The 18,438-nt window shown below is 60.5% G+C and carries 16 protein-coding genes; 4 read left to right on the forward strand and 12 right to left on the reverse strand.

Going from position 1 to position 18,438, the window contains the following annotated elements; translation table 11 throughout:
- Window positions 1–31: 31 nt before the first annotated feature.
- Together C2L66_RS27805 and C2L66_RS27810 are read right to left on the reverse strand one after the other, a co-directional pair.
- A complete protein-coding gene (locus C2L66_RS27805) occupies window positions 32–436 on the reverse strand; it encodes a hypothetical protein (RefSeq protein ID WP_060605088.1) in 405 nt (134 codons plus the stop codon).
- Window positions 429–632 carry a hypothetical protein gene (locus C2L66_RS27810; RefSeq protein WP_054933513.1) on the reverse strand — a complete coding sequence of 68 codons (204 nt, stop codon included), beginning with the start codon at window positions 630–632 and terminating at the stop codon, window positions 429–431. The genes C2L66_RS27805 and C2L66_RS27810 overlap by 8 nt, the downstream gene beginning before the upstream one ends.
- Window positions 633–943: 311 nt before the next feature.
- Here C2L66_RS27810 and bamA point away from each other — a divergent pair, with 311 nt between their 5' ends.
- Window positions 944–3,208, forward strand: coding sequence for an outer membrane protein assembly factor BamA (gene bamA / locus C2L66_RS27815; protein WP_060605085.1), 2,265 nt, complete (start codon window positions 944–946; stop codon window positions 3,206–3,208).
- A 184-nt stretch (window positions 3,209–3,392) separates the two neighbouring features.
- Here the strand turns inward: bamA and C2L66_RS27820 are convergent, their stop codons facing one another.
- The 5 genes from C2L66_RS27820 to C2L66_RS27835 all read right to left on the reverse strand — a co-directional run bounded on the left by C2L66_RS27820 (window position 3,393) and on the right by C2L66_RS27835 (window position 10,731).
- On the reverse strand, window positions 3,393–3,671 hold the full coding sequence (locus C2L66_RS27820; RefSeq protein ID WP_082670420.1) for a PAAR domain-containing protein: 279 nt from the start codon (window positions 3,669–3,671) through the stop codon (window positions 3,393–3,395).
- 365 nt (window positions 3,672–4,036) lie between these two features.
- Window positions 4,037–4,585 (reverse strand): hypothetical protein, encoded by a 549-nt coding sequence (locus tag C2L66_RS40835; RefSeq protein ID WP_148654610.1) that lies wholly within the window; start codon window positions 4,583–4,585, stop codon window positions 4,037–4,039.
- A complete protein-coding gene (locus C2L66_RS27825; RefSeq protein WP_148654609.1) occupies window positions 4,579–7,392 on the reverse strand; it encodes a glycoside hydrolase family 19 protein in 2,814 nt (937 codons plus the stop codon). Before C2L66_RS27825 ends, C2L66_RS40835 begins: the two co-directional genes overlap by 7 nt.
- 22 nt (window positions 7,393–7,414) lie before the next feature.
- Window positions 7,415–9,730: a type VI secretion system Vgr family protein gene (locus C2L66_RS27830; protein WP_060605082.1), complete on the reverse strand. Its 2,316-nt coding sequence runs from the start codon at window positions 9,728–9,730 to the stop codon at window positions 7,415–7,417.
- A gap of 179 nt (window positions 9,731–9,909) precedes the next feature.
- Window positions 9,910–10,731 (reverse strand): response regulator, encoded by an 822-nt coding sequence (locus C2L66_RS27835; RefSeq protein WP_060605079.1) that lies wholly within the window; start codon window positions 10,729–10,731, stop codon window positions 9,910–9,912.
- 257 nt (window positions 10,732–10,988) lie between these two features.
- On the opposite strand from C2L66_RS27835, the gene C2L66_RS27840 reads away from it, so the two are divergent.
- Window positions 10,989–12,506, forward strand: a complete 1,518-nt coding sequence (locus tag C2L66_RS27840; RefSeq protein WP_060607087.1) for an ATP-binding protein — start codon at window positions 10,989–10,991, stop codon at window positions 12,504–12,506.
- Complete coding sequence (locus C2L66_RS27845) at window positions 12,499–13,248, forward strand: response regulator (protein ID WP_060605077.1); 750 nt, start codon at window positions 12,499–12,501, stop codon at window positions 13,246–13,248. The genes C2L66_RS27840 and C2L66_RS27845 overlap by 8 nt, the downstream gene beginning before the upstream one ends.
- Before the next feature lie 4 nt (window positions 13,249–13,252).
- On the opposite strand, the gene C2L66_RS27850 is transcribed toward C2L66_RS27845, so the two are convergent.
- From C2L66_RS27850 to C2L66_RS27860, 3 genes are all read right to left on the reverse strand, one after another.
- The gene (locus C2L66_RS27850) at window positions 13,253–13,519 is read right to left on the reverse strand and encodes an H-NS family nucleoid-associated regulatory protein (protein WP_035997854.1); all 267 of its coding nucleotides are present in this window, start codon (window positions 13,517–13,519) and stop codon (window positions 13,253–13,255) included.
- Window positions 13,520–13,600: 81 nt separating this feature from the next.
- Window positions 13,601–13,831, reverse strand: a complete 231-nt coding sequence (locus tag C2L66_RS27855; RefSeq protein ID WP_007732479.1) for a hypothetical protein — start codon at window positions 13,829–13,831, stop codon at window positions 13,601–13,603.
- Window positions 13,832–14,089: 258 nt separating this feature from the next.
- Entirely contained in the window at window positions 14,090–14,887 is a 798-nt protein-coding gene (locus C2L66_RS27860) for a hypothetical protein (RefSeq protein ID WP_054933548.1), read from the reverse strand.
- Between the two features lie 99 nt (window positions 14,888–14,986).
- On the opposite strand from C2L66_RS27860, the gene C2L66_RS27865 reads away from it, so the two are divergent.
- Window positions 14,987–15,328 (forward strand): helix-turn-helix domain-containing protein, encoded by a 342-nt coding sequence (locus C2L66_RS27865; RefSeq protein ID WP_054933508.1) that lies wholly within the window; start codon window positions 14,987–14,989, stop codon window positions 15,326–15,328.
- Window positions 15,329–15,434: 106 nt separating this feature from the next.
- On the opposite strand, the gene C2L66_RS27870 is transcribed toward C2L66_RS27865, so the two are convergent.
- Together C2L66_RS27870 and C2L66_RS27875 are read right to left on the reverse strand one after the other, a co-directional pair.
- A complete protein-coding gene (locus tag C2L66_RS27870; protein WP_060605074.1) occupies window positions 15,435–17,225 on the reverse strand; it encodes an acyl-CoA dehydrogenase in 1,791 nt (596 codons plus the stop codon).
- 182 nt (window positions 17,226–17,407) lie between these two features.
- Window positions 17,408–18,421 carry an AraC family transcriptional regulator gene (locus tag C2L66_RS27875; RefSeq protein ID WP_060605071.1) on the reverse strand — a complete coding sequence of 338 codons (1,014 nt, stop codon included), beginning with the start codon at window positions 18,419–18,421 and terminating at the stop codon, window positions 17,408–17,410.
- Window positions 18,422–18,438: the final 17 nt, after the last annotated feature.

An 18,438-nucleotide genomic window follows, 5' to 3' on the forward strand; every position in this document is an offset into this window, starting at 1 on the left:
CCGGCCCGAATGAAGATGCGTCCAGAGCGTCTTACTGCAACGTCACGGCGTCGCTGTTGACCTGAGCGACGGCAGCGCCTGCCGACGCAGCGACACCGCTCAGCGCCTCGATCAACGGCGCAATCTGCTCGCACGGCAAGGAAAACGAAATGCCCATGTTGCCCGCGAGCCTGAAGCGAATGACGGCTGTCTGCGTGCCGTTCAGGCGCCCGATCTCCCAGCCGTAACTCTGAAACGCAAAAGCCATGTGCCCGTTCTGGTTGATGATCCGGTCCGAATGCTCGATCGCATTCGGCAAGGCGACCAGCAACTGGTCGAGCACGGAACGGTGGATTGCCGTGGTCGCATGATTGCCGTGAATCAGCAGGTGTAGACCGTCTTCCGTCATCTGCAGATCGCCAATCGAATCGACAACATGCGTCTCGCGCTCAGCCATGGAGCACCTCGCTCGCGCCTGTTTGCATGCCTGATTGCATGCCTGATTGCACGTCGGCTGTGCGCTCGCGATGTGTGCGCGTGGCTTCGACCCACGGTTCATAAGACGAGGCCCGCGCCATCCAGGCGGAGAAAAGCGGCGTGGAGCTGACGCGTAACACAGCAACCAGTACGACGGGATCGATATGTTCGAGCATGGCGAAGAACCAGAGGTGGGTGGAGTCGGCACGATAACGCCACCTTCGCTCTCATCGCGTTACCACGATCCTACCGATTCTTAGCTGCATCTTTCCGCCTTTGCACGACGTCGCCAGTGCAACAGGCGTCGCTGTTCATCGCCGCCCTATTCCTTACCCGAGGCAACAAATATTCAGAAAGTTTGGCGTAACCCTGCGCAAGAAGCCCATTCCTATACTCGCGGCTTTCCATAGTGAGTCGCGTCCCGCTCTCAACAAGACCTTCGATGAAACAAAGAGCATCAACTATCTGTCTCGCCAGTGCGATCACGATGTGCGCCACGACACTGACGCCATCGATCGCGCTTGCCGGCGACTCCGTGGTCGTCACTGACATCCGGCTCGACGGCTTGAAGCGCATTGAAGCGGGAACGCTGCTCGCCAACCTGCCCATCAAACGCGGCGAGGTTTTCACGGAGGACAAGGCCTCGCAGGCCGTGCGCGCAATCTATGACACGGGCCTCTTCAGCGACGTCAACGTGTCGCTCGAAGGCGATGTCGTGGTGGTTCACGTCGTCGAGCGCCCTGCCATTGCGGAGATCGATTTCGCCGGCATTCACGAGTTCGAGAAGGACAATCTGACGAAGGCGCTGCGTGCCGTGGGCCTGTCGCGCGGCCGCCCTTTCGACAAGGCGCTCATCGACAAGGCGGAACAGGAACTGAAACGCCAATACCTCACGCGCGGCTACTATGCCGCGGAAGTGGAAACCACGACGACGCCCGTCGATAGCGGACGCGTGTCGGTTCTGTTCTCCGTCATCGAAGGTCCGAATGCGAAGATCAGGCAGATCAATTTCATCGGTAACCAGGTGTTTTCGGAAAGCACGCTGCGCGACGAAATGGAACTGTCGACGCCGAACTGGTTTTCCTGGTACACGAAGAACGATCTCTATTCGAAAGAGAAGCTCGGCGCCGATCTGGATCGACTGCGCTCGTATTACCTGAATCGCGGCTATCTGGAGTTCAGGATCGACTCGACTCAGGTTTCGCTGACGCCCGACAAGAAGGAGATGTATCTGACGCTCAACCTGCACGAAGGCGAGCCCTATACGATCACAGGCATCCGGCTCGCGGGCAATCTGCTCGATCGCGAAGCGGAATTGAAGCCGCTCATCGGCATCGAGCCCGGTGAAACGTTCTCCGAAGAGAAGCTCAAGGCAACGACGAAAGCCCTCGTGGACCGGCTCGGCGAATACGGCTACGCGTTTGCTGCTGTCAATGCGGTGCCGCAGATCGATCAGGACAAGCACACTGTCGATCTCACGCTGCAAATCGATCCGGGACGACGCGTGTACGTGCGCCAGGTGAATGTGGAAGGCAACACCCGTACGCGCGACGAAGTGATACGGCGAGAAATGCGCCAACTCGAAAGCGCGTGGTTCGATTCGAACCGGCTTGCGCTTTCGAAGGAACGTGTGAATCGCCTCGGCTATTTCACCGACGTCGACGTGACGACCGTGCCCGTTCCCGGTTCGAACGATCAGGTCGATGTCGACGTCAAGGTGTCGGAAAAGCCGACGGGCGCGATCACGCTCGGCGCAGGCTTTTCTTCGTCGGACAAGGTGGTTCTGTCGGCGGGCGTCACGCAGGACAATGTGTTCGGCTCGGGCACGAGTCTTGGCGTCAATGTGAATACGGCGAAGACGTATCGCACGTTGTCGGTCACGCAGACCGATCCGTATTTCACCGTCGACGGCATCAAGCGCATTTCAGATGTCTACTATCGCACCAGCTATCCGCTGTACTACAGCAACGACGAGAGCTTTCGTATCGTCTCGCTTGGTGCAGACCTGAAGTTCGGCATTCCGTTCTCGGAAGTCGATACCGTCTACATCGGCCTCGGCATCGAGCAGGACCGCTTCAACACCGACTCGTCGACGCCGCAAGCCTATCTCGACTATGTGAAAGAATTCGGCCGCGTGGTCAACAACGTGCCGCTGACGGCAGCCTGGTCGCGCGATGCGCGCGATAGTGCGCTCGTGCCGAGCCGCGGCTATATGCTGCAGATCAACGGCGAGGTCGGCACGCCCGCGGGCGAAACCGAGTACTACAAGACGGACGTGCAGAGCCAGTATTACTACTCGTTCGCGCGCGGCTTCATTCTGGGCATGAATTTCCAGGCGGGCTATGGCAATGGCTTCGCGGGCAAGGCGTATCCGATCTTCAAGAACTACTACGCGGGCGGTATCGGCTCGGTGCGTGGGTATGAATCGAGTTCGCTTGGGCCGCGTGATTCGTCGACGGGCGATTCGATCGGCGGCTCGAAGATGGTGGTCGCGAACATTGAGATGACATTCCCGCTTCCGGGCAGCGGATGGGATCGCACGTTGCGCGTCTTTACCTTCGTCGACGCGGGTAACGTGTGGGGCAACGAAGGCAACAGCACGGGCGCGAACGGCTTGAGATACAGCTATGGCGCGGGCCTCGAGTGGATTTCGCCGATTGGCCCGCTGAAGCTCTCGGTCGGATTTCCTATCGTCAGGCATGCCGACGATAAGTACCAGGTGTTTCAGTTTCAGATCGGGACTTCGTTCTGAATGCGCTGGGAAAAAAGCATGCTTTGCTTCACTGCGGTCTTTTTATGGTCCGGTCACTTGCTCTCTCTCGCGATGTGACGCACCCCCACGCGTGGGCGTATGGTTACGCTGCAACCAGACCTTCTGGAATCTTGCGAGGCACATGCCAAACGGACATAGCGGCGAGAGGCAACCTGCGTGCCGGTCAACACCCGCTATCGTGTTGCGAGGCGATCAGCGTGGGCGAAGGATCACACTTGCACACACACCAGTCGCCACTTAGCGCTACCTGCTTACCATTCGGACCTGTATCGTTCTGACTGTCGGTGCACATGATCCGACCTGTCGAGTTGCACTTTGGACACCACACGGAATCGCCTTCATAGGCTACGGCGCGACCATGAATAGTTTCTCGGCGTTCAGGCGCAATTACGCGACCTCCTGCTGTTGTGGTGTCGCCGTTGCATACGTCATAACGTCTCATAAAGCTCCCGATTTTTTAATGCCAGAGGTCCGCAAACGCGAGGAAGTACTACTGCCAGAACTTGGGGTTGAGCAGCACTGCCTTCTTACAATCCTTTTAGTCCGCAACCCTGGTTTAAGGCATTCCGGACTTCGTACTGCTTTCCTCGATATGACCAGTACGTCGCTTCGATCAACGTGTGAAGCGGAAATAGCAAACAAGACACCACCGGTGCGCGTTTATCACGCTCGCGGCTATCTTGAACTGGTCACTATCAGGTTCTGCCAGCACATACGCAGCGATTTTGGAGAAAGAGTGCATCGCTCTACCTTTTAAAATACTCCGGTCTGGTTGGAAAAGTAGCGAATCATTGATATGAGCCGGCGTTACTGACCAAGTTGAATTGCGCGAAGCCTCTTTCTTATCGAAGCGGCATCTTTAAACGCGTACATCACCGGAGTGCCATCTCTCTTAACGCCGTCCCAGCCCTCAGGAAAGGCCTTCATAGCCGTGCTATCACGGACGATATTTGCCCCCTTCGATGAGCGAACATATTTGTATATAAATACTTGGTAGTAGTCTCCTACATAATCCGCTGCTTCCGAATTTACACTCCATCTGACCAGCGTTACGATCTCCCGGTTTTGCCAATAAAAAACCGTCACGACCTTTGGGCTGGATCCGTTTACTTCATAGCTGTCAATTGACAATATTTCTCCATCACGACAATGCCAAGTAGCTTTCACATTGAAAAGCGGCCCACTCGATGGATTGTGCAAGTCCTGCAGAGGCTCTTCAAAAAATGATACGGAACAACCTGCACGAACTGCGTCTGCGGCAATCTTATCTGGTGATTTGTTAGCAGCGTGCGCCCACCCAGCCAAACTCGATATGCCCAATAGCAAAGCCAAAGAGGCAAGTTTCTTTATCACCATCCGTTTTCTCCCGTAAGAGTTGATTCCCAATCGTGCTTGCAGGGTTGCTGGCCTTTGTTCAAATGTTCGAAAGCGCGCTTTGTCGCGTCTTTACGGAGAGCAAAGTCTTTCATTGCTGGATTTATCACCTTGGTCACACCTCGGACGTTGTTTGCGTCGGCTGATGTACTGATAGCGTGGCTATTCCAGAACCACGCAGACGAATCGGCCGCGACAAATGAATCATTTTCAACTTTACTTGGGTCATCCGCGACGTCAATCCCACTGGCCATTTTGTATTGCTTGTATGTGCCCAGCCACGTCATGTGGAGAAGCCCTCGCCCACGGTAGTCGCGCCCTGGATATTCCTCGTCGCCGAACAACACTTCGCCCAGCTCTGCATCGTTACGAATCAAGTTTCGCTTTGAATAGTCTTCGATTTGCGGAAGGGACCATGTCGAATGCAGTCTGTGAAGACCGGCCTTCAATGCAGTTGGGTAGGTCGCCCATAAACGATCGCCATTCGTGTAATACAAGCTTTCCCGAAAAGCAGTGAACCCACCGCACTCAACTGCACATTGACCGAGAAAGTGCGAAGCACGGTTACATGTATTGATGCCGTACTTCACGAAAGCGTCTGTTACTGTCACGGAGTAGTGCTCCGCATCGTCGCCGCTTATATTCAGAAATATGGACTTAAGTGTGCTCGCCGTGAGCGTAAGATCGCTACCGCAGTGCGGACATGTCAGTCGTTCGCTAGTCGAGAAATTGCCAACAAGCGCTATTGGATGTATATGATTCACGACCGGACTAGCTGGGAAGCCTTCGACCGCACCCTTAACGTCATCCCACCATTGCAACTTCTTGATCCGCTGCAACTCGCACTGCCAGTTCTCACGCGCATTTCGCATCAAGGGCGTCAGTGCCTCCCACCGGCTCATCCCGCCACCCCATTCGCTCTCATAGCGCAGGATCACATGTGCCAGTTCGCTGGCAAGCCAGGACGTGTTCATGGCCCGCTGGAGTTTTCTCGCTGTGACCACTTCCTGGCCGTCCTTGCCGCTCTTCTTTTCACCGTATTGCAAAGGGATTCGGCTCACGGTCCGCTCAAGCCGCTGAAGCAACACACTCCCGTTTATCGCCGCCGTGGATGGCTCGAATTCCGTCTGCTCCCTCCAGTCGGCTGAGCCAGTCACAGAAAGGTTACGGCGAAACGCATCGGTCAGCGCGACGCCAGTCGCGTCGACGATCTCGAAACCAGGCCAAGCCCACGGGCTTTCCCAAGTCGTGCCCGGATGCGCTTTTTCGCAGACCCAGCCCCGCTGATCCGTGCCGTCTGCGGCAACAAGGCTGATTCGCCACCAACGTATGTTCTCGTCATCAACGGCAACGTTACCGTCGCCCAGACCATCAAGCTGCGCGCGCGGGAACGCAAACGTCTGTGCGTTCGCCGGATCGGCAACAGCCCGACCCTGCAACGGAAAACGCATCCAGGCCGACAGGCCGTTCGGCCCACGGTTCAGATCATCCCGTCGGATCCACACGGGTCCGCCATCCAGAGCGGCGATACTGCCGATGGTCAGGTATCTCGGCTGCACCTGCACCCACGGTCCGGATTTCGGGCTGCGAGCGGTCTCCTTCGCGTCGTATAGCGGGTGACGTGTGCCCAACTTGTGGTCCGGCTCAGCCGGGTGTATGACCAGCTTTGCGCCCGCCTGAACGACCAGAACGGTGCGATCGCTTGCAGGCAGTTGCGCCGCCCGCGCGCGACACTTCCCGATGAACTCTTTCAGTTCGTCGCCGGCAAACACTTCAAGATGCAACAACTGACGTGCGGGGACGGGAGGTAGTGGTGTCGAGCGCTCATAGTCATGGTATTCGCCGACCTGTCCCATCAGCGTGCCAGCCTTGACGGGAATCGGCTGCGGCGGAACGACCACGCTTCCCACTCCCCGCGGCTCTCTTACGGGCTGCTGGTCGTGTAGATACAGCCAACCCCAATCGCCCTCGGACGTTACGGATGCCGTTCCCGACTCGTCGCCGTCAGGTTGCACCCACGGCACGTCTTTATCCTCCCAACCGAAATAGCCGCCGCTCTTTGCACTGACCAAATGCCCGGCTGAAATGGAACGAATGTGCCCCCATTCGCCGCGTCTCTCGCCGATGATTACCTCGCTTCCTTCCGGCAAGAACGCAACGTGATGGCCCGCGATGAACTGGTTTCTCTTCTTTCCGGGTTTCGGCTCCGACCAGACGAATGCGCCCGCTGCCTCACCACCGTTCTCCTGTCTATTCTTGTTGCCGATGCGGTAGGCGTCCACGCCGGGCCACCAGCCAGGACGCACCATGCTTCCATCAGCAAGGTAGGTGGACCAGTCGGCCACGTGCATATAGAGGCTAAAGAACGTCAGCGTTTCGTCGGCAGGTTGCCCGTTGGCGGTATTGCCTGGCGCAGGTGGCATCGTCATATGATGGCGCACCAGCACGAACCCGGTTGAGTACATCGCCCAGCGACGGTCCTGTGTGAAGTGAAGTTGCGGGTACGCGTCATCGAGCCTGAACGCAACAACCTCGCCATTGGCGATGACCCGCACGCCGCCAGTCTGGTCAGCGCGGCTGGATGAGCCTTTGCCAAAATGCACACCGCCGTGCGGGAACCCGTTTACGCCGAGCGGAAAGAAGCCATCTTCCATACCCGCGAGTGCGTGATAGAAGATATCCGGGTCGGTTATTTCCTTGTGATCCCTTCCAGGAAACGGATAGCGCCACGTCTGGGGCGAGGACACTGCCGGCGCTGCGGCCCGTTGATTATTCTGTTGTGCACTCATGTCGTGAAGTCGTTTAACACTGTTAGCCTGAAAACTTCGAGCCGTGACGCGCGAGGTCAGCAATATCGTTTGCATACGGCAACGCCGTTTTCTGCATCGTCCCGTCCGGGCTCTTTTTCTGCCACGTGATGGCTTTTTCGATGTAGTCGCCGTTGGTGGCATTGGTGATGTTTTCCGGCGTCATGCGGAAATACGAGTTACCGCATTTGAGCAGGATCTCTCTTTTCGCCTCGATGATCACAGACCCGTCAACACTGCGAATAGCAGTATCGTGCAGCGATGCAAGGTCGATAGCGTCGCTTTGTGCCTGAATCCGAACCGGGCCTTTCGCCGCATAAATCGTTATGCCGAGCTTCTGCACGAACAGCGAAATCTTCTCGCCCGCAGCAACTGTGAATCGCTTCAGCACGCTCCAGTCAGCACTGTTCCCGGCGGTCGTCTGGACGCTATCGTTTGCCACGAACTGCATCGATTTGCCGGACACCATGCCCACCGTGCCAGGTGCGCCCGCCAGAATGCCCGGCTGCTTCAGTTGGTCCAGTTCATCATTGGCCGCTTTCTGTGCATCCGTGTCAGCAGGGTCGGCCTTCGACGCGCTAGCCAAGTCCGCGAGTGAACGCGCGAGCACCAAAGCCCGCTCCAGTTCCGCGACGGTCTCCTGCATGTCCAACTGCTGGCCGCTCGCGCCGGGCCTGTCGTAGGCACTCAGATACAGGCCACTGCCGCCACGTAGCGCGTTATATCCCGATGTGCGCAGTTCGACGCCTTCGCCACGCTTTTGCTTCTTCGAGTCGACCAGGAAGCCGAGATTCAGCTGCGTCTTGCCCGAATGATCAGTCGAGAGCTTGATGCCTTCCTGACCTTCCCAGTCCTCCATACGCAGCTTGTTATTGCTCTGCGTGCGAATGACATTGCGCGAGAGCCAGCGGTTGTCGCTGGTGATGTGATCGACGGCCTGGCTGTTGTGCATCGCGTGCGCGATGTATGGGCGGTTCGGATTGCCGTCGTGGAAGGCGATGGCGACCTCGGTGCCGTCGAGCAACGGGAAGTGAAACCCCGTTTGCAACGCACCCGCAAACGGCTTTGCAAGACGTAGCGGCACACTCTCGCCGCCCGGATTCCACTCATCGAAATCCAGATCGAAGCGCACGACGTAGTATCCGGCTGCCGTCAAATACGCATACTTGTACTGGTCGGGCGACGTCACGCGGGCACTGAGTGTGCCCGCAATCCTCGGCCACGCCGCCTCCTCCAGCGCCAGCCGGAAACGCCGGTCAGACGGAATCGCCTTGTACGTGTTCGAGTAGGCATCGTCCCGCGCGCCACGATGGACCACTTCGACAACGACCTGGCCGTTTGGCGCGTCGGGCAGCGCTTTATCAATGTGGAGGATGCGCGCGGGCATCAATGCAAGAATATTGCTCTCGCCTTCATACACGACCTGCGACGCAACTGCCGCCTCGTGCCTAAGTTGTGCTTCCCACTTCGCGGCCTGGGCGTCAGAGTGATGCGTGCCCCACACATAGGGCTGGCCGTAGGTGGTCTTGTCTTCGGCTGCTACGTTGGCGTCGTCCCTGTACCGCTCCCATGCGCTGTCGTGGTTATAGTCGGCGACCAGGAACGATTGCGCTACGGTCTGCGTCCGCGTAACGAGCGAACTGACCGCCTCGTTACCCGACTCCAGACCAGCCTGCTCGCGATACGGCACATCTAGCGACGGCTGATAGACGTAATGGTCGATGTCGTCGCAGACGTTCAGAACATCGCCATGCTCACCCGCTGCGATATAGCTGTAGAGCCCTTCCTGCTTCATCAGAAGCTGGACCCACGCAAGGTCATCCATCTGGTACTGCATGCGGAACGCGTGCTGCGGATACGTGCGGCGCAGCCGGAATCTGTACTGGTAGCCCCGCAAGCCATGTCGTTTCAGCACCTGCTCGATGATTTCCGGCGCTGTGAGGTGCTGGTAGATACGACTGGCATGTGCGCGCGCCAGCTTCGAATAATGTGCTTCCAGCACAAGCTCATAGCTGGTGAAATCGCGCGTTGTCTTCAGTTCGGTAAGGCTGGTAATCCAGCCCGCAAATCGACGCCCGCCGCGGTCTACGGGGACAATCGAAAACGTCGCATCCTTGCCGAGACAGTCGGCACGCGCGAGTCGATGCGGGTGCGTGAGCTGAATTGTGACGCGGTAGGGTTCGCCGAGTCTTTCGGTCGCGACAAATGAGACTACGGATAGACCGCTTGCGCTCACACTGCCGGGTACTTCAAGAAAGTACGACTGTCCGCCGCTCAGTTCGTTGATACACAGATTATCGCCTTCAAAACCTTCAGACATATTTTGATATCCGAATTATCCCGATGCCTGGGCGACATCATGGGCCGAGGACGATTCGAACGCGCAACTGCATGCCGCACCATGAGATATGTCTGAAAGTGGCGCGCGCGAGGAACTCTATGCGTACTGAGTGATGAAATCAGAAAATTGGATCCTTCAAATACCGCACACCACATGCGCTACTGAATTCTCCGCGCTGCATCATCAAAACGCATGCGCTCCTCCGCCACGATGGGCGCCGCAAGGTCGAGCACGGGCACCCGCGCACCGCCTCGATCCCCCGCCGCGCCGTGGCGCGGCAGCGCGTCGTCGGGGGCGAACATATAGCCTTCGCCGCGCATGGTCTTGATGTATTGTCGGCCCGTCGGCGACAGCTTCAACGCGGCGCGTAGCCTGAATACGACGACGTCGAGCCCGCGCTCCGTCACGCTGCAATGCCGCCGCAGCATGTTGAGAATACGCACGCGCGACAGCACCTTCATCGGGTTCGACGCAAGCACCGCGAGCAGCGCGAATTCCGTGCTGCGCAACGGCACTTCCGCGCCGCCACGCGTCAGCACGCGGTCGGCGACGTCGACTTCGAAATCGTCGAATGCGATCGGCGCACGCTCGATATGCATCGGCACGTGCGACGGCGGCCCAGAACGCAACGCGTTGCGCACCCTTGCGATCATCTCGCGTGGATCGTGTGGATCGACGACATAGTCGTTCGCTCCGAGCTCGAATGCGAGCACCTTGTCGACGACGTCGTCGGACCGGCTAACGATGATCACCGGCAGGTCGTAGCCGAGCGAACGGATACGCCGCAACGCCGTCAGGCCGTCCACTTCCGGCAAGCCGTGACGCATCACGATCAGCGACGGCACTTCGACTTCCAGGCGCCGTTCCAGCGAGTCGGTGTTGTACAGGACGGACATCTCGATCTTGTGCTGCTGCACATGTGCCCGAAGCGTGTCGCGGCTGGCCTGATCAGGCTCGACGACGAGCAGATGGATGGTCATGAACTTTCCGTCCTTCTCCCATTTGAATGGAGGTCCATGATAGTGAGCAACTGTGCAGGCAAGACGGAGAAAATTAAGGAGATTGTGTGGAGATTGCCGAACGGTCATCCGGCGCCGCGCACGTCGCGTCAAAATAGCGCCGTGGCGGCATATCGATAGCAACTGGCATGCATGCGGCGCTCGAGCGCCCGCCAAAGCACGCCGACAGGGAAACACAGGGTGGCAAGCATGAAAAGTGGCGGCCGTGGGGTCTCGCCATGAGAATCGGCATTACGTCGAAGCTCTTCGTCGCGATTTCGGCGGCGTGCATACTCGTGGCCGTCACGATGGGCGTTGCCGTGCGCTGGAGTTTCGAACAGGGCTTTCTCGGCTATCTGCAGCGCCAGTCACAATCGCATTCCTCGCGCCTGCAGCAGGAAATCGAAGCCGCCTGGGCGACGCATCGAAGCTGGGATTTCCTCAAAGATCCGGTGGCGGCGGCCGCCGCCATTCCCGAGGCGATCGACGCGGGCGTGCCGCCTCCCGGTCCGTCCGGCCCTCCCGACATGAACGCGCCGCACGACGACCCGCCGCCTGACGGCGCGCCGGGCGGCAACGGCGCCGAGCCGGGGCCCCCGCCCGGCGACGCGGGCGCGCCTCCCGAGAGGCGCGACATGCAAAGCCCGGGGCCGCAGGGCAACCGCCACCCGCCGTTCCGCGTCTACGACACGGACATGCACAGCGTGCTGCAAAAGGGACCGCCGCCGCCACCCGATGCGCCGCGCCTGCCGCTGACCGTCGACGGCAAGGTGATCGGCTGGCTGGTCGTCGCCGGGCCCGAAGTGATGTTTCGTTCCGCGGACCGTCAATTTCAGGCTCAGCAGGTTCGCACGACATGGATCATCGCCGGATTCGCCGCCTTGCTGGCCGCGTGCGTCGCCGTCGTGCTCGCGCGTTTGCTGCTCGCGCCCGTGCGCCGCCTCGTGCTGGCGACGCACCGGCTCGCGAGCGGCGACTATTCGATTCGCGTGCCCGACGCGGGCAGCGACGAACTTCACGATCTGGCCGCCGACTTCAACCGGCTCGCAATCTCGCTCGGCAATGCCGAACGTTCGCGCCGCAATCTGATCGCGGATATTTCGCACGAGTTGCGCACACCGCTTGCCGTGCTGCGCGGCGAACTCGAAGCGATCGAAGATGGCGTGCGCAAGCCCGACCGCGCGACGCTCGCGTCACTGCAGGCGGAAGTCGCGCTGCTGAGCCAGTTGATCGACGACCTGTACGAGCTGTCGCTCGCGGACATCGGCGAACTGTCTTTCGAGAAGGTGCGGCTCGACATCGCGCCCATCGTCGAAGCCGCCGCCGAGTCGTTCAGAGACCGGCTCGCCGACAAGAAAATCGCACTGGAAACCGATATCGACGCCGCGAGCATCATCATGCTCGGCGACCCGTACAGGCTGACGCAGTTGATGAAGAACCTGCTGGAAAACGCGTTGCGCTATACCGATTCCGGCGGCAAGGTCCGCGTGGCCGTCGCGAGGCACCAGCACGAGATTCGAATCGACGTGCAGGATACGCACCCCGCCGTGCCCGAGCCTTTGCTGCCGCATCTGTTCGACCGGCTGTTTCGCGTCGATGCGTCACGCAGCCGTCAAAGCGGCGGCGCGGGCCTGGGGCTCGCGCTGTGCAAACATATCGTCGGCCAGCATGGCGGCACCATCGACGCATTGCGCTCGCCGCTGGGAGGACTGTGGATCGCGGTCCGGTTCGCTACGTTAGAAGCCAAAGATGACTGACTCTTCTCTTGCCCGCTCGCCTGCTTCAGTGCTGATCGTCGAAGACGAGCCGAAGCTGTCGGCGCTGCTCACGGACTATCTGCGCGCGGAGAACTTCGACACCAAGGTGATCGAAGATGGCCGCGACGTGATCGCTTCCGTACGCGCGCATCCGCCTTCGCTGATTCTGCTCGATCTGATGCTGCCGGGACGCGGCGGGCTCGAAATCTGCCGCGAATTGCGCACGTTTTCGGATGTGCCCGTGATCATCCTGACCGCGCGCGTCGATGAGATCGACCGCTTGCTGGGCCTCGAACTGGGTGCCGACGATTACGTCTGCAAGCCGTTCAGTCCGCGCGAAGTCGTAGCGCGCGTGAAGGCGATCCTGCGCCGCATCGAGTCGCTATCGGGTGCGGCGCGCACCGGCGCGGAGCCGGTTTCAGGCGGACTGGCGATCGATCTCGACAGGCATGTCGCGTCGCTCGATGGAAAAGACCTCAATCTCACGCCGATCGAAATCAGGCTGCTCGCGCTGCTGCACTCCACGCCCGGCCGCATCTATTCGCGCGACCACCTGCTGCGGCAACTGTATGACGATCATCGGGTCGTGGCCGACCGGACGGTCGACTCGCATGTGAAGAACCTGCGCCGCAAGCTTCAGAATGTGCGGCCGGATCACGACATGATCCGCTCGATTTATGGCGTCGGGTATCGCCTGGACGTCGTGCCGCCCGAAAGCCGCGACGATGGCGATCCGGGCTGAAGGATCAGTTTGCCTGGCCTTCGCAGCGGAAGAAATCGATGTTCTGCCCAGACGCGACGGCGCGGCGCAGCCACTCAGGCAAATCGCCCCGGCCGTCCCAGACGTGGCCTGACGCATCCTGATAGCGGATGGCGCGAGCATTGCGTTCGTCTTCGGCGAACGAGCGTTCAAGCGCGTCGAACGTGATGCCGAATTCGTTCATTCGATTCTGAATCCACGCGATCAGACGCTCCCGCGCCTGGCCGTCGAGTTTTGCGATTGAAGTAGACATTGCTCGTGCGATTCGAAGTGCGATTCGTAGTGTGGAAAGATCAGCAATCCATTCGTACGGGCGAAATCATGATTGACTGACTCAATTGCGCCGCCGCGCGTCGATGCGAACCACCGAGTCGAATAGCGCCTGGGCTCGCGCCAGTTCGTCGAGCGCGCGGTCCAGTTGCGCAACGGCAGCGGCATGCCCGGCCGTCGACGCAGCATCTTCCGGGTCGGCGCGCACGGCGCGAAAAGCCAGATCGACATTGCGTGTCGCTTCGACAAAACGCTGTGCGGCCTGAGCCTGCCTTGATTGCATCATTGCCGACATAAGCATTCCTCCATCTGGATTCGGTTCGGATATTCAGCTTGCGATGCGTGGGGCTCGCCCATTTGCGGTTCACGCCGGCGGCTTTGGGTGCGAGCCGGCGCTACAAAATGGATTGACTGCGGCATGCTGCCGATTTTCTCTCCGCTCGGTGCGAAGCGCCAGGTCTGATTTGCAACAGCGTGCGTTTTAATACACAAGCACCCGACATTCAGGTTTCCCAGGTTTTATACGCCAGACACCTGTTTCAATCCCCGTCTGTCATAACGCGAAACTGGCCTGCGCTTGCGCCGCGTTGAAGGCCGCCATGGCCTCGACGGGCGGCATGTCGAACAGATCGCGCGTGAAGCCGCGCACGCGCTCCTGCGGCGGCCGGGTGCGCAAACGCCCGACCAGTTCGATGAAGGCCGCAAAGTCGCCGTCGCGCGTGGCCTTGTTGACCTCCGCGAAGTCGCGCGCCTTGAGCACGACGGGCTGCGCGAGCCGCACGAAATACGGCGCTTCCAGCTCCACGGCAAGTGCGACGGGATAGCGCTTGCCGCTCAGTTCGCCCGAGCGCGACGTGCAGTCGACGACGGCCGTGCCTTGCGCGGGACCCAGCACCTTGCCCGTGCTGACGCTGCGCAGGTGCTCCGGGTAGATGTGCAGCCGCGTGCCCATGCTCAGTTCAGTGGGCGACGAACACACCAGCGCGTAGTGCTGCTCCCTGCGCCGCCCCGAGGGCAACACGGTGCGGCTGACGACGAACGCATGCGGCGGCAGCTGCCGCACCTGACCCGTGCTGTCGATCCACGCATTCCACAGCAGCATGTCTTCGCGCTTGCGCCCGCCTTGCCGCGGCTTGCTCGACGCCGGCGAAAAGAGCGCGAGCAGCGAGCCGGTGCGATGTGCCGCGATTTGCGCGCTATTGCCGAGCGACTGACCGACGCCCCACAGAAAACGCCCGCCGCCCAGCCTCCGCTCCCATTCTTTCTGGAGAACGATGTTGGGGAGTTCCTCGCTGGACTCGGTGCCTGTCTTGGTCCAGCAGAACGTGGGCGGTAGGTGCTTCAGTGTCATCAACTTCCTCGGGACTGCCGTTCGGCTCGCCGACTTGCGAGCCATTGGCGAAATGGTCAGCCATTCAACAAGCGTTAATGTATAGATATAATGCATGGAATGGAAGCCCTGAAGAGCGATTTTCCCGTGCAGGACCTGTTGCGCCGGTTGATGGCAGACGTGCGCTCGTCCAGCGAAATCGCGCGGCTTTCCGGGGTTAGCCAGCCTACGGTGTCGCGGCTCCGGCTGTCGAAGGGGCGCCGCGTACGCAAGAGCGCGTCATTCAATAAACTATGCAGTTTCTATGGTGTGGAAGCGCGCCATGTGGGCGGGCGGGCGACGGGCTACAACGAGTTGCTGCGCAACGCGATCGTCGACGCGTGGGACGGCTCGGAAGAGCACGGCCGCGCGTTGCTCGTCGTGATCAAGGGCTTGAAGGGATTGAGCGCGAAGGTGGAGTGAGCGGCGCGCGCTCGCGGGGGTATGCGGAGGGTTTGGGACAGGTTTGAAGCAGACGGGCTTCGTGTTCAGTCGAAGCCCGTCGTTGGATTACGGATGGTTTGCGCGTTCAGAACTGATCTTCGGACAACGCGAGCACGCCCTCGCCGCCCTTCGTGCTGGTGATCGACGCTTCTAACGCCACCGCCTGCGGCAGCACATGTTCCGCGAAGAACTGCGCGGTCGCGATCTTCGCACTATAAAACGACGCGTCCTGCGCGTGCTTCTCGTGCGCCGCCAGCATCGCGCGCGCCATCTGCCAGCCGCCCAGCACGATGCCCGCAAGCTTCAGATACGGCACGCTGCCCGCGAATACCGCATTCGGATCGCGCTTCGCATTCGCGACGACATACGCCACGGCCGATTGCAGCGCATCGTGTCCGAGTGACAGATGTGTCTGCATCGAATCGAACGCTGCGCCCTTGTGCTGCTTGAGCGCTTCGACCGTCTGCGCAATCTGCGCCAGCAGTGCTTTTGCGACCGCGCCGCCGTCACGCACCGTCTTGCGGCCGACGAGATCGTTCGCCTGGATGGCCGTCGTGCCTTCGTAGATCGGCAGGATGCGCGCGTCGCGATAGTACTGCGCCGCCCCCGTTTCCTCGATGAAGCCCATGCCGCCATGCACCTGCACGCCGAGGCTCGTCACATCCACCGACAGCTCCGTGCTCCAGCCCTTCACGATCGGCACCAGGTATTCGTAGATCGCCTGATGCTCCGCACGCTTTGCCTCGTCGGGATGGCGGTGCGCGAGATCGCTGTGCGAGGCCGCGACGTAGGCCAGCGCGCGCGAGCCTTCCGTGAGTGCGCGCATCGTCGACAGCATGCGGCGCACGTCGGGATGATGAATGATCGACACGGCCTGCTTCGCGGAGCCGTCAACCGGCCGGCTCTGCACGCGCTCTTTCGCGTACGCGACCGCCTTCTGGTACGCACGATCCGATATCGCCACGCCCTGCATGCCGACCGCAAACCGCGCCGCGTTCATCATGATGAACATGTATTCGAGGCCGCGATTCTCTTCACCGATCAGGTGACCGATTGCGCCACCGTGATCGCCGAACTGAAGCACGGCCGTCGGGCTCGCCTTGATCCCGAGCTTGTGCTCGATCGACACGCAATGCACGTCGTTGCGCTCGCCCAGCGAGCCGTCCTCGTTGACGAGAAACTTCGGCACGACGAACAGCGAAATGCCCTTCACGCCCTCGGGCGCATCCGGCGTACGCGCGAGCACGAGGTGGACGATGTTGTCCGCCATGTCGTGCTCGCCCCACGTGATGAAAATCTTCGTGCCGAACAGCTTGAACGAACCGTCGCCCTGCGGCTCGGCGCGCGTGCGCACCAGCGCGAGATCGGAGCCCGCCTGCGGCTCGGTGAGGTTCATCGTGCCCGTCCATTCGCCGGAAATCAGCTTCGGCACGTAGGTCTTTTTCTGCGCGTCGCTGCCCGCCGTGAGCAGCGCCTCGATCGCGCCATCCGTCAGCAGCGGGCACAGCGCGAACGACAGGTTCGACGCGTTCAGCATCTCGATACAGGCCGTCGCGATCAGCTTCGGCAGGCCCTGGCCTTCGTATTCGACGGGATGCTGCACGCCCTGCCAGCCGCCTGCGGCGAACTGGCGGAATGCATCGGCGAAACCGGGCGTCGCCGTGACGTGGCCGTCTTTCCAGCTGCTCGGGTTCCTGTCGCCTTCGACGTTCAGCGGCGCCAGCACTTCGCCGCACAGCTTCGCGGATTCTTCGAGCACGGCTTGCGCCGTCTCCAGACCCGCTTCCTCGAAGCCGGGCAGTTTCGCGATATCGTCGATGCCGCTCAATGCGTCGAGCACGAAAAGCATGTCTTTCACGGGGGCGATGTAACTCATGGTCGATCTTCCAATCAGGCGTTCAATGGATCACTGCCACGGCGCCCGATAGAAGCGAAGGCCAAGCGGTGACGATACCTGTCGATCGTAACGGCATCTCCGGCGACCCGACTGTCCAAACCGGCCCACGTACTGACAAATCTGGCCACATCGAATGGGGGTGTAGCCCACCCACCCGCGGGTTAACCCACGTGAAAGGGCCGCCGGTACGTGCCCGGCGTGCTGCCCGTCCAGTGGCGGAACGCACGATGGAAGGCGCTCGGATCGTCGAAGCCGATATCGCCCGCGATCACGGCGATCGTGTCCTGCGTGTCCGTGAGGCGCTGGATCGCGATATCGCGCCGCAGCTCGTCCTTGAGCAACTGAAACGTCGTCTCCTCGGACGACAGACGCCGGCATAGCGTGCGCACCGAGCAATGCAGGCTTTTGGCGGCCTGGTCGATAGTCGGCAGGTCCGGCAGTTCTCCTGCGAGAAACTGCCGCACGCGATGGCTGACTCGCTGCTCGCTGAACGTTTCGAAGATCCATTCGCCGGGTGAGCGGGCGAGGAATTTGCGCAGATTGCGTTTGCTCTGGCGGATCGGCATGTCGAGAAACGCCGCGCTGAAGCGCATCAGCGTCGCGTCGCAGCCGAAACGCACGGGACCGGAGAAAAAGTAGCGGTGATCGAACGCGTGCGGCGGTTGCGGACACGCGAAATCGACCTGTAGCAGCGGGATCTTCTGACCAATCAGCCATGACGACACACCGTGCGCGAGCTTGAGCATCAGTTCCTGGCCGAGCGGGCCGATGCTGCCATACGCAGGGTTTGGACGCAGTTCGACCTGCGCCATCAGGTCGTCGCGGCGCGATGCGATGTGAAAGTCGTCGAGCACGATATGAAAGAACTGGCCGAAGCGATGCAGCGCGGTCTCGAGGTTGGGCGCGTCGAGCAGGCTGAGGCAAAGAAACTTCAACGTGCCGCTGCGAAACGGACGACTGAAGATGCCGGGCATTTCGTCGTCGAGTTCGATCGCGAGTGTGCGGTAGAGCGTGGAGAACTGTTCTTCCGTCACCCGCGCGCCGGCCGCGCCGCGCAGTTCGGGCGTGATGCCGGCTTGCTCGATATAGCGCTGCATGACGTCGGGCTGCGCGTCGGCGGCGGCGAGAAAGCCGTTGACGAGGGAGATAGGAACGGTGGCGCTGGGCGCTTGCATTCGTGATCCGGTCTGCG

It is taken from the genome of Paraburkholderia caribensis (assembly GCF_002902945.1).
In the GTDB taxonomy this organism is placed as follows: domain Bacteria; phylum Pseudomonadota; class Gammaproteobacteria; order Burkholderiales; family Burkholderiaceae; genus Paraburkholderia; species Paraburkholderia caribensis.